General features: G+C 63.8%; 13 protein-coding genes. 9 read left to right on the plus strand and 4 right to left on the minus strand.

All coding sequences use genetic code 11. From position 1 onward, the window contains the following. Nucleotides 1–377 precede the first annotated feature (377 nt). Both C5B91_RS17250 and C5B91_RS17255 read left to right on the plus strand, forming a co-directional pair. Entirely contained in the window at nucleotides 378–5,228 is a 4,851-nt protein-coding gene (locus C5B91_RS17250; RefSeq protein ID WP_115820125.1) for a glycoside hydrolase family 2 TIM barrel-domain containing protein, read from the plus strand. A gap of 295 nt (nucleotides 5,229–5,523) precedes the next feature. Next, nucleotides 5,524–7,020, plus strand: a complete 1,497-nt coding sequence (locus C5B91_RS17255) for a family 43 glycosylhydrolase (RefSeq protein WP_233514291.1) — start codon at nucleotides 5,524–5,526, stop codon at nucleotides 7,018–7,020. On the opposite strand, the gene C5B91_RS17260 is transcribed toward C5B91_RS17255, so the two are convergent. Both C5B91_RS17260 and C5B91_RS17265 read right to left on the minus strand, forming a co-directional pair. Further along, nucleotides 6,916–7,362 carry an SDR family oxidoreductase gene (locus tag C5B91_RS17260; protein WP_081909250.1) on the minus strand — a complete coding sequence of 149 codons (447 nt, stop codon included), beginning with the start codon at nucleotides 7,360–7,362 and terminating at the stop codon, nucleotides 6,916–6,918. The two genes, C5B91_RS17255 and C5B91_RS17260, sit on opposite strands and share 105 nt — an antisense overlap. 64 nt (nucleotides 7,363–7,426) lie before the next feature. Continuing rightward, the gene (locus tag C5B91_RS17265; protein ID WP_049913735.1) at nucleotides 7,427–8,821 is read right to left on the minus strand and encodes a GntP family permease; all 1,395 of its coding nucleotides are present in this window, start codon (nucleotides 8,819–8,821) and stop codon (nucleotides 7,427–7,429) included. Between the two features lie 154 nt (nucleotides 8,822–8,975). Here C5B91_RS17265 and C5B91_RS17270 point away from each other — a divergent pair, with 154 nt between their 5' ends. The 3 genes from C5B91_RS17270 to C5B91_RS17280 all read left to right on the plus strand — a co-directional run bounded on the left by C5B91_RS17270 (nucleotide 8,976) and on the right by C5B91_RS17280 (nucleotide 11,968). Further along, a complete protein-coding gene (locus C5B91_RS17270; RefSeq protein WP_233514290.1) occupies nucleotides 8,976–9,131 on the plus strand; it encodes a universal stress protein in 156 nt (51 codons plus the stop codon). Nucleotides 9,132–9,710: 579 nt separating this feature from the next. Beyond that, a complete protein-coding gene (locus C5B91_RS17275; RefSeq protein WP_008097275.1) occupies nucleotides 9,711–10,514 on the plus strand; it encodes an inositol monophosphatase in 804 nt (267 codons plus the stop codon). Between the two features lie 656 nt (nucleotides 10,515–11,170). Continuing rightward, nucleotides 11,171–11,968: an IclR family transcriptional regulator gene (locus C5B91_RS17280; protein ID WP_115805555.1), complete on the plus strand. Its 798-nt coding sequence runs from the start codon at nucleotides 11,171–11,173 to the stop codon at nucleotides 11,966–11,968. 69 nt (nucleotides 11,969–12,037) lie between these two features. Here the strand turns inward: C5B91_RS17280 and C5B91_RS17285 are convergent, their stop codons facing one another. Further along, nucleotides 12,038–13,705: an aldehyde ferredoxin oxidoreductase family protein gene (locus C5B91_RS17285; RefSeq protein ID WP_115805556.1), complete on the minus strand. Its 1,668-nt coding sequence runs from the start codon at nucleotides 13,703–13,705 to the stop codon at nucleotides 12,038–12,040. A gap of 158 nt (nucleotides 13,706–13,863) precedes the next feature. Between C5B91_RS17285 and C5B91_RS17290 the strand changes: the two genes are divergently transcribed. Continuing rightward, nucleotides 13,864–15,243, plus strand: a complete 1,380-nt coding sequence (locus C5B91_RS17290) for an aspartate aminotransferase family protein (RefSeq protein ID WP_008097269.1) — start codon at nucleotides 13,864–13,866, stop codon at nucleotides 15,241–15,243. An 18-nt stretch (nucleotides 15,244–15,261) separates the two neighbouring features. Then, the gene (locus tag C5B91_RS17295; protein WP_115805557.1) at nucleotides 15,262–15,648 is read left to right on the plus strand and encodes a Rid family detoxifying hydrolase; all 387 of its coding nucleotides are present in this window, start codon (nucleotides 15,262–15,264) and stop codon (nucleotides 15,646–15,648) included. A gap of 63 nt (nucleotides 15,649–15,711) precedes the next feature. On the opposite strand, the gene C5B91_RS17300 is transcribed toward C5B91_RS17295, so the two are convergent. Further along, nucleotides 15,712–16,365, minus strand: a complete 654-nt coding sequence (locus C5B91_RS17300; protein ID WP_008097264.1) for a hypothetical protein — start codon at nucleotides 16,363–16,365, stop codon at nucleotides 15,712–15,714. Nucleotides 16,366–16,805: 440 nt separating this feature from the next. Here C5B91_RS17300 and C5B91_RS17305 point away from each other — a divergent pair, with 440 nt between their 5' ends. Beyond that, nucleotides 16,806–18,440 carry a BCCT family transporter gene (locus tag C5B91_RS17305; protein WP_049968809.1) on the plus strand — a complete coding sequence of 545 codons (1,635 nt, stop codon included), beginning with the start codon at nucleotides 16,806–16,808 and terminating at the stop codon, nucleotides 18,438–18,440. A 185-nt stretch (nucleotides 18,441–18,625) separates the two neighbouring features. Beyond that, complete coding sequence (locus C5B91_RS17310) at nucleotides 18,626–19,984, plus strand: aminotransferase class III-fold pyridoxal phosphate-dependent enzyme (RefSeq protein WP_049968808.1); 1,359 nt, start codon at nucleotides 18,626–18,628, stop codon at nucleotides 19,982–19,984. Nucleotides 19,985–20,007: the final 23 nt, after the last annotated feature.

Consider the following 20,007-nt stretch of genomic DNA (forward strand, 5'->3'; position numbering starts at 1 on the left):
AAACTATAGACACACATACATAATGCTTTTTACTGTTATTGTCTGACTCGTTTCTTCTCACTCCGAGTGAACACGATAGTGGAATCGGCTTCTCGAACGACAGACGGGGAGAGACCACATCATAAGCCACGAGGCGAGAGTGGCCCCAAAATAGCAGTTATCTAACACGGTGTGATTACGGGTCGAGTCGGCTATTCAGTGACAAGTAGTCATCAATCAGATAATACTCCGTGCATTTTCTATTGGTTCTATGTAGTACTGCCATTAGAATTAAGTTAACTGTATATGATTATAGTTTGACGGTCGTAGTTCCTCAACTGCGCGTCAGGAAGGCGGTTGACGAGCGATCTAGACCTCCTACCGCACATCGAAGCACCATGACACACTCAAATCGGCGGAAGACACAAACCGAACAGTCACCCGATAGTCGGCTCACGCCGACGCGACGGAAGTTTTTGCAGGCGACCGGAATGGCCGCGGTAGCCATGGGAGCCGGTTCGAAATCCGGTGCCGCGGTGGAGACGGACGCGCCGGGGTCGCCCGGCCGGGTCTCGAATCTCGCGGCGTACCTCGAAGCCCCCGAGATAGTCGCCGAGAACGTCGAGCCAACGCACGTTACGACCGCCGTTCCCTACGGGTCCGTGCACGCGGCCCGGACGGCGGACGAACCGTTTACCGAACTCGAATCGCGATTCGCGGAGTCGAAGTACGTCCAGCTACTCAACGGGGAGTGGCAGTTCGCGTTCCACGAGAGGCCTGCCGACCTTCCCGACTCGTACGACGGCCTTGCGAGCGACGAGTGGGAGTCGATAGACGTTCCCGGTGTTTGGCAGACGCAGGGGTACGGCCAGCGAATTTACGCGAACAATGCCATCTCGTGGGAGGCCTACGAGCCGAGTCAGGAAGGTGATTTGGTGCCCGACGGGAACGGCACCGTCGACGTTCCGGGCATCGACGACGACGGCCTCAACCCCGTGGGCACGTACCGACGGTCGTTCGCAGTGCCAGAGGCGTGGGACGGACGCGAGACGTTCCTCCACTTCGAAGGCGTCAAGCAGGCATTCTTCGTGTGGGTCGACGGCGAGTACGTCGGCTTCCGGACGGGGTCGATGACGCCCGCCGAGTTCGACGTCAGCAACCACGTCGAGGCCGGCGGAGACCACCAGGTCACGGTGCAGGTGTATCACTGGTCCGACAGCGAGGCGCTGGAGACGATCGACATGTTCCGGTACGCCGGAATCTTCCGAAGCGTCTACTTGTTCGCGACGCCGACGGTACACCTCAGGGACTTTTACGCGCGCACCGACCTCGACGACGACTACGAAGACAGCGAACTTCGTATCGATGCCGAAATCGCGAACTACGGCGATGCGCCCGCGGGAGAGTACGAGGTCCGCGCGCACCTCTACGAGACCTCCCGCACGAAACCGGGCCGCGGACCACCGCGTGGAAACGGTACGAACGCGGCAGGTCGAGACAACGGGAAACAAAAGGGCCGCGAGGCACCCCAGGGTCGCGACCCACCGGACAACACCGGGTCCGGCCGCGGGCCGCCCCGCGGGCGCAAGGCTACGACCCTCTCAACGACCGCGGCCGTGGACGAAGACGGTGCGGTAGTCACACTCGATGCCGACGTAACGGACCCCGCGAAGTGGTCGGCCGAGCATCCGAACCTCTACCAACTCGTGTTGGAACTCGCTCCCGCCGGCGGCAAGCCGACGGAAGCGATGCTGGAGAAAGTTGGCTTCCGAACCTACGAGACGACCCGCGGACAACACGGTGCCGAGGTTTTGGTCAACGGTGAGTCGGTCGATATTCAGGGCGTGAACCGACACGAGACCGACCCCGACTTCGGGCGGACGGTACCAATCGAGCGCGTTCGGGAAGACATCGAGACGATGCGGCAGTTCAACATCAACGCGGTCCGGACCTCCCACTACCCGAACGACCCGTCGCTGTACCGGCTCGCAGACGAGTACGGACTCTACCTGCAAGACGAAGTCTGCGTCGAGAGCCACTGGTGGCAGGAACTGCTCGCGAACACGGAGGTCTACCACGACCAGGCGGTCGCGCAGTTCCGCCGAATGGTACTTCGAGACCGAAATCACGCCTCGATTTTCAGTTGGTCGACCGGCAACGAGGCCGGGACGGGTGCCGAACACCTCGAGATGGCGTCGCTAGCGGCCGACTCTGACGAGTACATCCCCGAGGATACCGCCGACGTGAGCGGCGTCGGAACGGTCGAGTCATTCGAGGGAACTGCGGAGGGGTTAGCGTCCGACCGCCTGCTCTACCACCAACCGAACGGCGGCGGCTGGAACGTCGAGTACAGCGACATGCTCGGACCACGATACGCGGACATCGAGACGTTGCTGTCGGTCGGCGACGGGTCGTACATCGGTGACGGACTCCGTCCCGTGGTGATGGGTGAGTACAACCACGCGATGGGAAACAGTCTGGGACTCGTCCACGAGATGTGGAACGAGCACATAAAGCCGCCAGTCCGGGAAGCGACCGACCGGGCAGGGTCCGATACCCCCGGCGTGCTCGTCGGGTCGCCGGACGTCGTTCCCGGGCCGGACGCGGCACCGGGGGGGAACACCGACGGGACGGTCGAACTCGGCGCGGGCGACGCGATTGAAATCCGACGAAACCCCGAGTTCGAACACGACGGCGAGTTCACGGTCGGCGCGACGATTTCCGTCGACGAGGGTGCCGCGATGGGCGACATCCCCATCGTCGTCGACGAAGGCAGGTACGCGCTGACGCTTTCGAACGGTGAAATCGAATTCTCGGTCGGAGGCGCCGAGGGCACGGCCACGGCCACAGCCCCGATTCCCGACGGCGGCCTCGGCGACTGGACGACCATCGTCGGCGTCGCTGACTCGAACGCGCTCGCGATTTACGTCGACGGCGAGCGCGCAGGCACGTCGAATCGCTCCGGCTCGGGACTTCCCGCTGGTACGGAGCCAGTCCGAGTCGGTGGCGAGGGTGACCTCGCAGTCGACGGCGTCGGCATCTACGACCGCGCTGTGAACCCCGACGAGACGAGCGACGCCGACGGCGAACGAAGGGACGGTGCTCTCGTCGCGTACGACTTCGCCGACCTGCTGCGAGACAAGAGCCTCGTCGGCGGGTTCATCTGGGACTGGGTCAACCAGGACCTGAACGACACCACGGCGGACGGCGAGCCGTTCCAGTTCTACCACAGCGACGGCCCCGACGGGGCGTTCTGTCTCAACGGGTTGGTCTGGTCCGATCGAGACCCACAGCCCGAACTGTGGCAACTCAAACACAGCCACCAGCCGGTCGGCGTCGCCGACGCTGACGTTGCGGCGGGCGAGATTTACATCTCGAACCGCTACAACTTCACGTCCCTCGACGCCGTCGAGGGGCGATGGGAACTGACCGCCGACGGCGAAACGCTCCGCTCCGGTGGCTTCGATGTCGACATCGGTCCGGGAGAGACTCGCCGCGTCAGCCTCCCCGTCGAAGCGCCGTCGAATCCCGGGGCGGGCGTCGAGTGCCGACTAACGGTGCGATTCACACTCGCGGAAAGCACCGCGTACGCCGACGCAGGTCACGAAGTCGCGTTCGAGCAGTTAGAAGTCCCCGTCGACGCGCCAGAACCGGAATCCGCGTCGCTCGATTCGATGGGACCGCTATCGGTCGACGAAGCCGGCGATATCACCATCTCCGGTGACGGCTTCGAGTATGTCGTCGCCGACGACGTGGGGACGCTGTCTTCAATGGCGTACGAGGGAACCGAACTACTCGAACGCGGCCCGCTGTTCAATTCGTGGCGCGCCCCGGTGATGAACGAGATTCAGCAGTGGGGGAGCGCCCCCGCGCTCTCGTGGTACGAGGCGGGTCTGGACGAACTGACTCATTCCGTGGAGTCTGTCGAGGTCGAGCGCCGCGACGAGTCGCTGGTCGAGGTCGCAGTCGAGGGCTTCGCCGAGGGCACCGAACCGTCCCGTCGGCTGGAGACGCCGGACCGTTCCGAACACGACAACGACGGCGTGCTCACGGGTGAGGCCCGAATCGTCACCGGTGCTTCCGGGCAGGCCGTCGAGTTCACGAACGACAGCACGCTCTCGCTCGGGCAGTCCGAGAGCCTCGACATCACCGACGCGGGACTCACAATCGAGTTCTGGGTCCGCCCCGGCGAGCCACAGGACGGTGGCGCGGCGCAGGTCTACGTCTCCAAGGGCGGACGACAGTATCTGCTCAAGCGCCGCGAGAACGGTCGTGACGGGTATCTGGAGTTCGTATTCAACGCCGACGGCTGGCACGTCGCCGACGGACCGGTTCCAGACGACTGGACGGAAGGCTGGCATCACGTCGCGGGCGTCTGGGACGGCAGCGAGATGACGCTGTTCGTCGACGGGGAGCGTCTCGGAACCGGATCCTACGAAGGGGCGCTGCAACACATCGACGCGCCGGCGCAGGTCGGTTCGAGCGTCGCCGACGGGACCGCACTCGACGAGGTTCGCATCTACGACCGCGCGCTCTCCGAAGACGAACTCGGGGGGCTCGCCGCGGACACGCCGCTCGACGGCGCTGTGGCGTGGTTGCCGCTCGACGAGTTCAGTAGCATCGAAGGTGCGAACGGTCCGGGCTTCGCCACCAGCTATCACTACCGCGTCTACGGGAGCGGCGATGTCGCTGTCGACGTGGAGGCCCGCCCCAACGAGGGGCTTCGCGAGACGGTCGAGGGCTGGCTGCCGAAGGTCGGCGTCCAACTCGAACTCCCCGAGCGATTCGGCGACTTCGAGTGGTACGGTCGCGGCGAGCTGGAGACCTACCCCGACCGCAAGTGGGGCGTCCCAATCGGGCGCTACGAGGGAACCGTGGACGAACAGTACGTCCCCTACCTCCCCCCAACAGACAACGGGAACAAGGCCCAGACGCGGTGGGCGACGCTCTCGGACGGCGAGGTGTCTCTCCTCGGGACGCTCGGAGCCGAGGATGCGAACGTCAGCCTCGAACAGTGGGCGAATCTCGCGGCGGCCGAACACCAATCCGAACTGGATGAACGCGGGTCCGTCGGGTTCAACCTCGACCACCGGGTGACCGGCCTCGGGGGAACCCCGACCGAACCACTCGACCGGTATCAGGTTCCGGTCGAGGCGACTTCGTTCGGCGTCGTCCTTCGGCCCTTCGACCCCGACAGCGACGACCCGATGGCGCTTGCGAACCGACGACTCCCCGACGCTCAGGAGTAGCGTTCGGGCCTCGGTCTTCGGTCCTCGTTCTGCCCGCTCGTAACAGAAGCGGGGCGTAGCAGACGCGAACTCGGTGTCGAGAACCGAACCGGAGCCAGAAATCGGCCCGAGAGTCGCAGAGCGAAGAGCGTCGTCGGTATCGCAGGAGGTTCAACCCGATATCGTTCGTAGCTTCCCTTCCGAACTGCTGTTCAGTCTGCCGTGCTGCCGTCGGTCCTCTCATCGCGGTTCCGACCGAGCTAGCATGTGTGTTATCAACAAACATTATATACGTACAACCTGTGCGCTAGAAGACATGACGAAACGTCATGGCGACAACAACATCGATAGACGGACAGTACTCAAATCGCTCGGGGCGGGAGCGGTGGCGACCGTCGGCGGCCTCGGACTGAGCGGGACGGCCAGTGCGGACGAGAGTTCCACGCACTACCACAACCCGGTCGGGCCGATCGGGTTCGGCGACGTGTCGATCATCGAGGACAACGGAACCTACTACGCATACGGAACGGAGACGCCCCAGGACATCATCCCCATCGCGGAGTCGACGGACATGTACAACTGGTCGTACATCGCGCCGGCGCTCACGGAGACGCCGGGCTGGCACCCCACGGAGTCGGACCCGGGCTGCTGGGCACCCGACGTCCGATACCACAACGGCCAGTACCACCTCTACTATTCGCTGTCGGTCTGGGGGAGCGACAACGCCGGAATCGGCCTGGCCACCTCGGACACACCCGACGGCCCCTTCACCGACCAGGGACCGGTCATCGAGAGCGGCGACCTCGACCTGACGAACTGCATCGACGCGGACACGGTGATCGTCGACGGCCAGCCGTGGCTGGTCTGGGGCAGCTACGAAGGCATCTACGCCGTCCAGATGAACGGCGCGATGGACGACATCGTCCCCGGCACCGAGTTCCAGATGGCGGGCCAGATGATCGAGGGGCCGGTGATGCTCCAGGACAACGGCTACTGGTACCTGTTCTATTCGTCGGGGCAGTGCTGTGAGGGTTACGACAGCACCTACCGCCTCGAATGCGGCCGCGCGACGTCGTTCACGGGACCGTACTACAACCAGAACGGCACGGACCTGCGGGACCTCACCGAGACCCATCAGGGAGTTCCCATCCTCCAGGGCAACAGCGAGTTCACGGGTCCGGGACACAACGACGTCTTCCAGGGCCCCGACGGCGACTGGTGGTGTTTCTACCACGTGGAGGCGACCGCCGACGACGAGACGCGCTACATGATGCAAGACCGCATCGAGTGGGACAACAACGACTGGCCGGTCATCGCCTGCAACGGCGTGCCGAGCAGCGAGGCTCCCGTCCCCGGCGAGCCCTCCGGTTGTGAGAGCGGTCCCATCGCCGACGGCACGTACCACATCGCGAACGTCAACAGCGGCAAACTGCTCGAAGTGGCCGACGCCGGAACGGCCGACGGCGACAACGTCCGCCAGTACGCCGACACCGACCACGCGTGTCAGGACTGGGACGTCACGGCGAACGGCGACGGCACCTACGCGATCACGAACGTCAACAGCGGCCTCTGGCTGGAGGTCGCGAACGCCGGCACGGCGGAGGGCGACAACATCCGGCAGTACAGCAACACCACCAACCCGACTCAGGCCTGGACCATCGAAGACGCTGGCGGCGGTCAGTACCGCCTCGTCAACGCGAACAGCGGGCTACTCGCCGAGGTGGCGAGCGCGGGCACCGCCGACGGCGACAACGTCCAGCAGTGGAGCGACAACGGCGGCGAACACCAGCTGTGGACGTTCACCTCGGTCTGACCGAGCGACCGACCGGGGCCACAGCACGGCGCAGCCGCCGTCGACGTACAGCAAGTGGCCGGTGACGAACGACGCGTCGTCGCTGGCGGGAAAGAGATAGGACCCGGTCCTCGGGCGGTGCGAACCGTCCATCGGCCACGACTTCTTCGCGACGGTCAGTTCGGTGTCTGACTCGGTCTTATCGTCGGAGCCGGTCCCCGTGTCGACGGCGTCCGGGGCGACGGCACCCGGTGTGACGGCGTTGACCCGGGTGGCGTGTTCGGCGGGTTCGAGAACTCGGGACGAGAATCGACCATTCGGAGATTCACTGCCGAGCGATGGGTGAGAAAGACACCACGAGATTACGCGGCTGCGGTTTCGGTGCGTGCGTCGCTTCCGTTTGACGCTCGGTTTCGACGGCCGAAATTCACGCGAGCGGGACGATAGTCGAGAAGACGAGAATCGAGACGATTCCCGTAACCGAGATAATCGTCGTCAGCGCCGTCCACGTTTTCAGCGTCTCCACCTGTGTCAGGCCGCCGATTTCCTTCATCAGCCAGAAGCCGGAGTCGTTGTACCACGAACAGATGATGCCGCCCGAGCCGATTGCCATGACGAGGTACGCGGGGTGCACGTTGAGCTGGCTCGTCAGCGGTGCCATGATACCCGCGGTCGTCAGCATCGCGGCCGTTGCTGATCCCTGTGCGATGCGGACGATAGCGGCGATAAGCCACGCGGTCACCAGCAGTCCGATGCCGATCCCACGGAGGCTATCGGCGATGTACGGGCCGATTCCTGACGCGGCGAGCAGCGCACCGAACGCGCCACCCATCGCGGTGATTGCAGCGATGTTCCCGCCGCTCTTCAGGGCCTCAGTGAGTTCGTCTTCCCACAGCGAACGCGAAAGGTCGGACCAACGGAGGTACGTGAGCGCCGCTGTAAGCCCAGCGATAGTCATGGCGACGTTCTTGTCGCCGATGAACGCGACTCCCGGTCTGACAACCGCGAGCGACGGGTAAATCGGTTCGAGCGTGTTGAGAATCGTAAGCGAACTCACTAACGCGACCGCGAGGAGTATCGGGAGCGCGGCTTCGAACGTCCCCGGAAGCGAGCCACTGCTCTGCTGTGCCCGTTCTTCGAGTTCTTCGGTCGTCGTCCCCATCGAGTCTCGGAGCGGGATATCCATCCGAGCGTTGGCCCAATGGCCGAAGACGAGTCCGGACATCGTCGCCGAGGGAATCGCGACGGCCACACCGACAGCCATCGTCATGCCGAGGTCGACGCCCACTTCGCTGGCGACTGCCAGCGGACCGGGAGTCGGTGGAATGAACACGTGCGCCGCAGAGCCGCCGGCGCCCACGGCGATGAGGTACAACACGTAGTTCTTCCCGCGGCGTGCTCGCATCGAGCGGGCGAGCGGCGCCAGAAGGAACAGGACGCTGTCGAAGAACACCGGAATCGAGAGGACCGTGCTACTTCCCCACAGCGCGAATTCCGAGTTATCCCTTCCGACGAGCGATTGGAACGTCCGCACGACACGTTGAGCGGACCCGCTTTCGAGCATCGACTTGCCGATGATTGCCGCCATGAGGATCGGGATACCGATACCTTCCATCCCGTTTCCGAACGCCGCTGCCGTTCTCGTCGCCGCATCGACGAGAGCGAAGTCAGAGACGAACACCGAGTTGACGATGCCGACGGAGAACGCGGCGAGACCCAACCCCACGAACGCAGGGAGGTCCCACACGACGAGGAACAGTACAACTAGTATGAGCCCAACTACGAACGTAAGTAGTGGACTATGGACGAACTCCACCGTCATGATCCGTCTGTCAGTCAATCATGTTAGTTAATAATCGTTACTATATATCAATGAATGATTGTGTTTGGTGGCCGTTGGAACTGTGTGGTCTTCGGAGAACGTCTGTGAGTCACCAACTCGTAGTGCCTTCAAACAGGGCTCACGTGCAGGCGATATGGACCGAGTACTAGCTGTTGTAGACCTATCCGAGACCTCGAAGCAGGTTGCCCGCGAGGCCGGTTCGCTTGCCGAGCAGATGAGTGCCGACGTGGTCCTCGTTCACGTGACGACGGAAGACGAGTACAAAACTCGACGCTCGCGTCTTCTGTAACTGACCCCCAGCGAGACTGGAGACGGTACTCGACTGGCGACCCCCAGTTGTGAATATATTGTTTGTTATTTGAGAATGTCAATACAACAAACTGACAAAGCATTACACAGATAATTGTGTAATAGAAACGAGCAGTTTAGTTCGGATATCCGGCTCTCTGACCACAGAAGCGCGATTACAGCGGGATTTCCGAAGTGCGTTAGAATACAGAATACGAGGAATCGTTCGGCGGCAACTGTCAGCGCGTCTTGCGGTCAGTCTGGTAAGTCGCCGCGAGAGTACAACCTCGCGGTCGAGACATCGAAAGAACAGATTTCAGCCCCGCAAACTCGTAGCCTCGGGAGGAGGGCCACGTTGGGCGCAGCGCCTCGCTCGGGGTGCCGTACTATTATCCAACCGCAGTTAGTCGTTCTGAGAGAAAGAACGGCAGAGATTTCGCGAACTAGTACATTGTGTGCCTCAGAACGCTTGCACCCTCGGAAAATAACTAACCGACGGCTATCGTCGTCTACCGCCAGAAAACAGCGAAGGCTTGACCGCTGTCCGAGGCTTTTTCTCGCCGTGTAGTACATAGTCGCTATGGACACGGACCCCCGCGAGGAAGTCGCAATCGACGCCGCGGAGAGAGGTGCCGACCACGCGTCGGCGCGTTTCAGAACCAAACTCGATATCGAGCAGAAAGGCGACGCGATAGACCTCGTCACGGAAGTCGACCGCGAGACACAACGGCGGGTTATCTCGACGATTCGAGAGCGGTTCCCCGACGACGCGGTCGTCGGCGAGGAGGAAGACGAACTGAAGACCGTCCCCGAGTCGGGATACGCCTGGATTATCGACCCGATAGACGGGACGCAAAACTACACCCGAGGTGCCCGCGAGTGGGTGACGAGCGTCGCCGTCGTCAAAGACCAGACGCCGATTGCGGCGGTGAACGTCTCTCCCGAGACGAGAGACACCTACATCGCCACGGAAGAGGGAGTCGAGCGAAACGGGCGGCCGATCACGGTCAACGACGAGTCGAACACCAGCGCGTTTCTCGTCTCCTCGACGCTCCGGTATCAGGACGGTGACCGGCCGGGAATCGAGCGACTCGCGGGAGACATCTTCGGCACGTTCGGCGAGATGCGGAAGCTCGGGACGACGCAACTGACGCTTTCGCGCCTCGCCGACGGGTCGATAGACGCCGTCGTCGGGCTCGACGAACAACCGAACGCGTGGGACACCGTGGCCGGGGTCTACCTCGTCGAACGCGCGGGCGGAACCGTAACCGACCTCCACGGAAACAGGTGGGGACCGGGTCAGCCGGGTCTCGTCGCGTCGAACGGACACGCACACGACGAGGTGCTCGAAGCGGCGCAGGCGGCGTTCGAGGCGACGCGATAACGGCACCGCCCCCCATCACCCGACCGGACAGACTTCGTGACGGGTGGCCGGGGCGTCAGAATTACACAGTTATGTCTGTAATGAGTATGGGGAGAAACCCCGTCGGTGAGAGACGTAACCCCCCGAGAGACCCCACGAATATAATAATTCTGTCACGAGGCTACGGACGGGAGTTCGCCGTGAACCGACCGAGAACGAAAGCCGAGACCACGGACCGCCGACACGTGGTGCGGATGTTAGTTCGGTGGCATCGCCCAGTCCGCGACCTCACTTAAACGTTCACGCGTCCGAAAGCCGTGACGAGTGAGGCGGTCTCAAGCCCTCACTCGCCCGTAAATTCGAACCTCACGCGTCTCGGGAGACTCGGCGTTCCTAACTTCCGAATACGTATATAGAGGCAAGTCGGTTCCCCCGCCGAAAAACAGATAATTCCAATATGTATTCTTCGTAAACATCTCTAAGACGTGTGTTAACTATTGTCAACCTCAGAGAGCACGTATAAACGTTCGGCTTTCCGGAACCAACTGCGTCGCCGAGCAGAAAGGACCGGTCGTTTACCCCCCGGGCGTTCAGCATCGAGTCTCGGTCGCTGGTCGGTATGGCTGGCCCCCGCAAACGGAGGTACATCTTTAACCCCTGACCGTGGATTCCCCTCCATGAATAGACACGACCCGTCCGGCGTGCTCAAGACGACCGCCGCCTCGCTGGCGCTCGTCGACCACATCCTCGAACTGGAGGGAGCGACGATGGGCGAGTTGGTCGAGGCGACGGATCTCGCGAAGAGCACCGTCCACGCCCACCTCAAGACGCTCGCGGAGTACGGCTACGTCGTGAACATCGACAACGAGTACCAGTTAGGTGCGAAGTTCTGCCACCTCGGCGACTACGTCAGAACGCGCAAGGACTACTACCGGGTCGCCCAAGAGACCGTCTCGTGGCTCGACAGCGAGTCGTCGATGGACGCGGACTTCGCGGTCGAAGAACACGGCCGCATCGTCTCGTTGTACGGCGACCTCGAGTTCGCGAACTCCCCGCGATTTCTCATCGATGGCAGTCCGTTTCACGTCCACACGACGTGTTCGGGCAAGGCGATTATTGCCGAGTACCCGGAGACGCGGGTGCGGGACATCATCGACCGCTGGGGACTGCCGGCGGCGACGGACGACTCCATCACGACCGAAGAGGAACTGTTCGCGGAGCTGGCGACGGTCCGCGAGCAAGGGTACGCCGAGAACAGCGGCGAGGCGGTCGAGGGCTTTTGGGCCATCGGAAAGGCCGTGAAGTCGCCGCGGGGTGAGGTGTACGGGTCGCTGAATCTGAGCGGTCCCGCCTACGTTATCGACGAGGAGACGCGGGCGACGCAGGTGGAACTGCTCGAACGCGCCGCCGAGCGGTTCGAACAGGGCGTCGCGGAACTATATCGGACTCAAGCGGACGAGGCGAACGAAGGGTGAGTGCGAGAAGCGAAAAGTGAGAAGTGAGAAACGTTCGTCGGACCGACGCGAGTCGGTCAATCGGGCGCGTTACGCCGGGACGTTGCCCGACGGGACGACGCCGTCGTCAGTCCACCCGCGACGCTCGTAGTACGCTTCGAGCGCCGCTTCGAACCCGTCTAACTCGTCGGCGTACGGGAGCGTGTCGTCGCCGCGGTCGAAGCCGCGCTGGTTGTTGAAGTGCCGTTCGAGCGTGACGATGCGGTCGCCGACGGCCAGCAGGTCCTCGAAGTCGGCGCCGAACAGCATCTCGTAGCGCTCGGGAGTCATGAAGTCCCGCGAGAACTTACAGACGATGCCGCTGTCGTTGAGCGCCATCTGGTTTTCCTTCTCGATGAGGCGCTTGGGCTTGCCCTCGAACCCCTCCGGTGGGTAGGCGTCGTCCTTGCCGACGAGCGGGTACTCCTGGGAGTAGAACACCGCGTACATGTGGTCCGCGCCGCGGTTGGCGACGGCGTACGACAGACCCTGTCCGTGGAGGACCCGCCCCTCGTGGGCGGCGAAGTCCATCCCCTTGACCGTCCAGTTCTCCACGCCGAGGTCGTCGTGGACGCGGGCGATGCCCTCGGCGAGGTCGTCGCCGATTCCCTCCCGGAGCGCGATTTTCTCCACGAGGTCGTGGATAAGGTCGGTGTTACCGAACTCGTCTTCGCTGGCGAGGTAGGCCGCGACGGTGTTGCCGGCCGAGATGGCGTCGAGGCCGTAGCGGTCGCACAGCTCGTTCGACTTCATCACCTCGACGATGTCGTCGACGCCGGAGTTCGACCCGAACGCCATAGTGACTTCGAACTCGGGGCCCTCGGTTTCCACGCCCGCCTCCTCGTCTCTCGTGGGGAGTTTGCACGCGAACGCGCAGGCGGAACAGGTGCCCTTCTTGTACTTCTTCTGCTCGATGGCGTCGCCGTTGATTCCCTCCGCGCCCTCGAAGTGGCGCTCGGAGAAGTAGTACGACGGGAGGCCGTCCATCTCGTTGGCGAGGTCCAGCACGGCGACGGTCCCCTGCCGCTTCATGATGTGGTCGTCGGTGGCGGCCTCGCGGTGAATCTCCATCTGCGACGACGGAATCTCGATGTCGGGCGCGGAGTCGCCGCCGAAGGTGAGCGCCTTCACGTTCTTCGACCCGAGGACGGCACCGAGACCGCCGCGGCCGAACGCGCGCTCCTCGCTCGTCATGATGGAGGCGAAGCGCACGAGATTCTCGCCGGCGGGACCGACGACCATCGTCCGGTCGGCTTCGATGCCGTGTTCGTCGTCGAGGTACGCGACCGTCTCGGGGACCGTCGCGCCGGCGAGGTCCGGGACGGACTCGAACTCGACGCCCTCGTCTGTGACGTGGAGGACGACCAACTCGTCGCTCGCGCCCGTGAGTTCGACCGCCGAGTAGCCCGCGTCCGCGAAGTTCCGCGAGACGAACCCGCCCGCGTTCGACGAGCAGAGGCCGCCGGTCAGCGGCGAGACGCTGGTGCAGTTCGTGCGACCGGTGAAACTCATGTTCGACGCCTGCATCGGACCGGTGCTGAAGTAGACGCGGTTCTCCGGGCTGAAGGGGTCAACGTCGAATGAGACGCGCTCGTGGGCGAGACGGGTGGCCACCCCGCGGCCGCCGACGTAGGATTCGAGAATCTCGTCGATGTCTTCCGTCCGACTGGTCTCGTCCCCTAAGTCGACCGTGAGCAGCGGACCTTTTGCGTGTAACATTAGAAAAAGAAGGACTTGCCTCGCACAAATCCATTGTGGTTACTGTTACGTCGCTAACCAAATCACCGCGGGATACCAGTCCCGAAACCGAATACTGTGTACGTCATCAATAAGAAGCGTGGACAAATTATTTATGACTGTTCTACATGGGTTGAGGCATGGTCGCAGGTCCGCCGATTCACGAGTTGCACTTCGACGACGCACCGAACGTGGGCGACGTTCCGGGGCCGAAATCGACGCGACTCCTCGAAAAACAGCAGCGAATCGACAGCAGCGCCGTCTCGTATCCCGAGGACATCCCCATCGCGTTCGAAAGCGGGAAGGGTGCGACGGTGCGCGACGCCGACGGCAACACCTTCATCGACATGTTCGCGGGTATCGGCGTGCTCAACGTGGGTCACTCGAACCCGTACGTGTTGGAGGCGGTCCACGAGCAGACCGACAAGTTCGTCCACACCGTCGACTTCCCGACGGAGGCCCGACTCGACCTCATCGAGAAGTTGGACGAAATCGCGCCAGAGGGACTGCGCGGGAACAACCGCGTCGTCTTCGGCGGTCCGACGGGGAGCGACGCCATCGAGGCGTCCATCAAACTCGCCAAGTACAACACCGAAGGGACCGGTCTCGTCGCCTTCCGCGGCGCGTACCACGGCGCGACGAGCGGCGCAATGAGCCTCACCGGCAACAAGAAGTTCAAGGGCGACTACTCGCCGCTCCTCCCCGACGTGGTCCACGCACCCTACCCGAACACGGTCGAGATGGGTAAAGGCCCGCAGGAGGCGGTCGACCACTGTCTCGAAGAGGTCAAGGCCATCTTCGAGGACCCCTACGGCGGCCTCGCCAACCCGGCGGGCATCTTCGTCGAACCGATTCAGGGCGAAGGCGGCGTCGTCACCCCGCCGAAGGGGTTCCTGAAAGGCCTCCGCGACATCGCCGATGACAACGACGTTCCCCTCGTGTTCGACGAGATTCAGAGCGGCCTCGGCCGCTCCGGCAAGTGGTGGGCGAGCGAGTGGTACGGTGTCACGCCGGACGTGATGACCTCGGCGAAGGCGCTCGGCGGGACCGGCTTCCCGCTGTCGGCGACCATCTACCACGAGGACCTCGACACGTGGGGGTCGGGCGACCACGCGGGCACGTACCGCGGCCACGTCGTCGGGATGCGCGCCGGCACCCGCGCCATCGAGTATATCCAGGAACACGACCTCCTCGCGCACGCCCGCGACCTCGGCCAGTACATCCGCGGCCGGCTCTCGGAGGTCGCGGAGGACAACCCCCGAATCGTGGACGTTCGCGGGAAGGGCCTGTTCATCGGCGCGGAGTTCGTCGACGCCGAGGGCAACCCCGACGGCGAGGCGGCCGACGCGCTCCAGCAGTACTGCTTCGAGCGCGGCGTACTGGTGTGGAAGGCCGGCCGGCACGGCAACATCCTGCGACTGCTCCCGCCGCTCGTGCTCACCCACGACCTCGCGGAGACGGCGCTCGACGTCATCACCGACGGCATCGAAGCGGTCACGGCCGAAACGCAACGAGTCTAACCACGGTCGAACACCACGATGCCACCCGAACGAGTCATCACGGACGACGCCCCGCGTACGGATAACCCCTACTCGCAGGGCGTCGTCGCCGGCGACACGCTCTACGTCTCGGGCTACGGCCCGGTCGACCCCGAGACGGGTGAGGTGGTCGACGGCGACATCGAAGCACAGACCGACCGCGTGCTCGACAACATCGCGGCCGTCGTCTCCGAGGCCGGCGGCGACGGCCTCGACGACGCGGTGAAACTGACGGTGTACGTCACCGACCTCGACGACTACGAACGGGTCAACGAGGCGTACGGCGCGCGGTTCGACGAGGTGCCGCCGGCGCGCGTCTGCGTCGAGGTCGCGCGCCTGCCCGGCGACGTTCGCGTCGAGATGGACGCGATAGCGTATCTCGGGTAGGCCGCAGCGCGTGGCGGCGCCGCCCGGACGCCCGGGAGATTCGCGGCCCAGTCGAACCGGGGCTCAGTCGTTCAGTTCGTCGACTCGGCGGTCGCGCCGCTCGTTCGCGGCGTCGATTCGCTCGACGAACTCGGACATCTGGGCTTTCATATCGGCGCGCAGGTCGGTCGCCGAGAAGTCGTCTGACTCCGCCAGAAGCCTGACGAACGCCTGTAGTTCCTCGTCGGTGAGCTGGTCGAACGCGCCGCGTTCGAGTTTGTCGATGACGGCGTCGACGTCGATTTGGCCGACCGGTTCGACGTTGAAATCCACCGTGACCATCCGGTAGTCGGAGCCGGCCAGTTCCTGCTCGGCCTTGTTGACGCCCTCGGAGAGCATGTCCTTGAACGGGGTGTAGTAGCCCATCGTCCCGAGGTGGAGGAACGCGAGCATGTCGGTGATGCCCCGCGTGTACGCCTCGCGGTCGGCGGCGTCGGGGTTGAACACCGTCTCGCGGTCGCGGTCTTCGAGCGACTCGAACAGGATGGTGAAATCGAGTATCGCGTTGCGGAGGCGGCGTCGAATCCGGTTTCGCTTCTGCTTTTTCGAGTGGTCGGTGTAGTCGGTCTTCCGGCCGAGCAGGAACTCGCGGTCGCTCGGCGTCAGGATGCCGCGGCCGCGGTCGGCGGCGTAGGCGAGGTCGTCGGTGCCGTCCGTTCCGTCGGCGTCGTTTGCCATATACAGAACGCGTGTACGAATTCGATTAAGCGTTACGAACGGGCCGAATATCCGGACGAATCGGGGCGATAGCCGGGGCATTCCGAAGTCTCGTCTACAGTTCGTGTGAACGCACCGGTCGAGGGCGGAGCGAGGCGCTACGCAGCGGGGAAAGCGCACGACTGCAGCGGGTCGACGTCCGACTTTCCGACCGTTTGTAAACGGATTTCGTTCTCGGCGTCACCGATAACCACAAATTTTATGGTAATGTTTGCACTTGTCGTGATGTGAGACATCACGTAGCATGGTGTCCGTCGGAGCGATAGTATGACAGACCACATTACAGCACACGGGTGCAACGGTCATCGTGGCGCACAGTTCGAGGCGCGGGCCTCGACCAGTCAGTCGGGAGGTGGCAGTCTCGTTCAGACGGGGTCGAACGGGGCGATTACGCACGGGGGGTGTCGGCGGTGAGCTCCTCAAACGGCGTCGTGAGTGAGTTCCTCGACGAAATCGAGCCGGTGGTGTTCGCGTTCGGCGCGGCGATAACGCTGCTCTTCGTCGGCGCGTTCAGCCTCAATCCGGAGGCCTCCTACGACTTCGTCCTCGGGATTCGCCGGTGGATTCTCGCCACGTTCAACTGGTTCTTCCTGTTGGCGATGCTCGGGTTCGTCCTGTTCTTGGGCTTCGTCATCTTCGGGCCGTGGGGTAACCTGAAGCTCGGAGACCAGGACCCCGAGTACGGCTTCCTCTCGTACTTCGCAATGATGTACTCCGCCGGCCTCGCGGCGGGTATCGTCTTCTGGGGTCCCGCGGAGGCGCTGTTCCACTACTCGACGGTCCCGCCGCTGTACGGGGCCGAGGCCCAGTCCTCGGCGGCGATGCCGCTGGCGGTCCAGTACTCTATCTTCCATTGGAGTCTGACCCAGTGGTCGTGTTTCACCGTGATGGGTCTCGCCATCGGCTACTTCGTCTACAACTACGACGCGCCGCTTCGCGTGTCGGCGGTCCTGACGCCGATTCTCGGTGCGGACAACGTCGACGGCGCGATAGGGAAAACCGTCGATATCCTCGCCGTGTTCGCGACCCTCGGCGGCGTCGCAACCTCGCTGGGCTTCATCGGAAGCCAGTTCATCACCGGCCTGAACTTCCAGTGGGGAATCCAACTTGGCGACGTGGGAACCATCCTCGTCATCACGGGCATGGTCGTCATCTTCACCATCTCGTTAGTGCTGGGCGTCGACAAGGGGATTCGACGGCTCTCGAACTTCAACATGGTCGTGTTCACCCTGTTGATGCTCGCGACGCTGATATTCGGGCCGACCTTCCGTATCCTCGAACTCGGCACGCAGGCGACCGGTGGCTTCATCGGCGACTTCTTCCAGATGAGCCTGTTCACGCAGGCCACCGCGACCAGCGCCAGTAAGTGGGTCAACGCGTGGACCGTCTTCTACTGGCTCTGGCCGCTCGCGTGGTCGCCCTTCGCGGGCCTGTTCATCGCCCGCATCTCGCGCGGTCGGAGCGTCCGCGAGGTCGCGTTCGCCGGCATCGGTGCGACCTCGCTCGCGACGGTCCCGTGGTTCGCTATCGTCGGCGGCGCGGGCGTCATCATGCAGCACACGGGCGCGGCGAACGTCCTCGGGCCGGTCTCCGAGTACGGCGAAGCGGTCTCGGGGTACGTCCTCTTCGGCAATCTCCCCATCGTCGGACCGCTGCTCCTGTTCGGGTTCCTCGTGCTCGTGACGACGTTCTTCGTCACCTCCGCCGACTCGTCGACGCTGGCTGTGTCGATGATGACGACCGGCGGTAAAAAGGAACCGTCCGCGCTCAACCGCATCTTCTGGGCCGTCCTCCAGGGCGCGGTGGCGTCCATCCTGATGGTCGTCGGCGGCGTGAACGCCCTGCAGTCCGCGGCGATTATCACGGGCGCGCCGTTCGCCGTCATCTGCGTGATAGCGACGCTCGGGCTCATCCGGACCTTCCAAGACGACTACGGAAGCCTGCTCCTCCAAGACGAGACGAACCTCTGGGGGAAGTCGGAGTCGACCGGCGGGCAGGCACCGGCCGCGAACGTCTCCAGCCACGACGACGACTGACGCCGACTCCAGCCGAACGCGGTTCCGTCCCCGTCTCTGTCCCCGTCTCCGTCATCTCCATTCTACGAAGGCCCGTACCGACCGAGAGCGCCGCCGGCGCGGTCACCGAGGCGGACCGCGAACCGTGATGTGTGGTAGCTCCTATGATACCAAGTTTTAATGTACGGTATCAACAAATCCTGTGTATGGATCGGGATACCGCAGAACCGGACGCAGCAGCGCTGCCCGGACCCAACGCGAAGCAGTGGGTCGAGTTCCACCACAAGCACGCCGCGCCCAGCGAGTACTCCCACGAGTTCGTCTGGGACGTGACCGCCGAGGCCGACGGCCCGTTCGTCACCGACGTGGACGGCAACGTCCTCTTGGACTTCACCTGCCACATCGGGGCCGCGCCGCTCGGCTACAACAACGAGAAAGTGCTGTCGAAGCTCCGGGAGTTCGACCTCGTCGAACCGATGAAAATCGCCGGCCAAGACATGTACTTCGGCGCGGGACCGGACCCCGAAACCGCCGAGTTCCCCGGGTCGAGCCATCTGATGGACAAGCTCACCGACGTGTCCTCTCACTACGGGATGGACACGGTGTTCCTGTCGAACTCCGGGGCCGAGGCCGTCGAGAACGCGATGAAGATAACGCACGACCACAAGGCCCCCGCGAAGTACGGCTACGCCTTCGACCAGAGCTTCCACGGCCGGACTCTCGGGACGCTCTCGCTCACGAAATCGAAAGAGGTCTACACCCGCCACTACCCGCAAGTCGCGGGCATCGAGACGGTTCCGTTCTGCGCGGACTCGGGCTGTTCGGCGGACTCTTGCGACTGCGGCTTCTTCGCGGGTGGCGGGTCGCAGTTGCGGAACTCGCTCTCGCCGGAGGGCGGCCACGTCAACCCCGACGAGGTCGCGTTCGCGATTCTCGAACCGATTCAGGGCGTCGGCGGCTACCGCTTCCCGAGCGAGGAGTTCATGGCCGAGGTGGGCGACGTCTGCGACACCTACGACATCCCGCTCGTCGTGGACGAGATTCAGTCGGGCGTCGGGCGGACGGGCGAGATGTGGGCCGCCGACCACTACCCCATCGAACCCGATGTCATCGCCAGCGCGAAGGGGCTCCGCGTCGGCGCGACCGTCTCGAGGTCCGACGTCTTCCCGACCGAGAAGAACCGCCTCGGGTCGACGTTCGGCGGCGGCGACCTGCTCGCGTCGATGCAGGGCGCGCTCACGCTCGACGCCATCGAGGAGTACGACCTGCTCGACAACGCGACCGAGCGCGGCCGGCAGGCGAAGGAACTCCTCGCCGACGACGCGCCCGACCACGTGGTCGACGTGCGCGGCAAGGGTCTGATGCTCGCCGTCGAGTTCGACACCAAACAGCGCCGCGACGCCGTCGTCGAAGCGGCGCTCGACCGCGGCCTGCTCACCCTTGGCTGCGGGAAGAAGACGATTCGCCTCCTGCCCCCGCTCGACTCCACCGAGCGCGAAATCGAACTGGGCGTGGGCATCTTCTGCGAGGCGATGGACGCCGTGGCGACCGAAGCGGTCGCGTGAGCGTGGGTTTCGCCGGACGAACA

Origin of the sequence: Haloferax sp. Atlit-10N, assembly GCF_003586325.1 — an archaeon.
Lineage (GTDB): Archaea > Halobacteriota > Halobacteria > Halobacteriales > Haloferacaceae > Haloferax > Haloferax prahovense.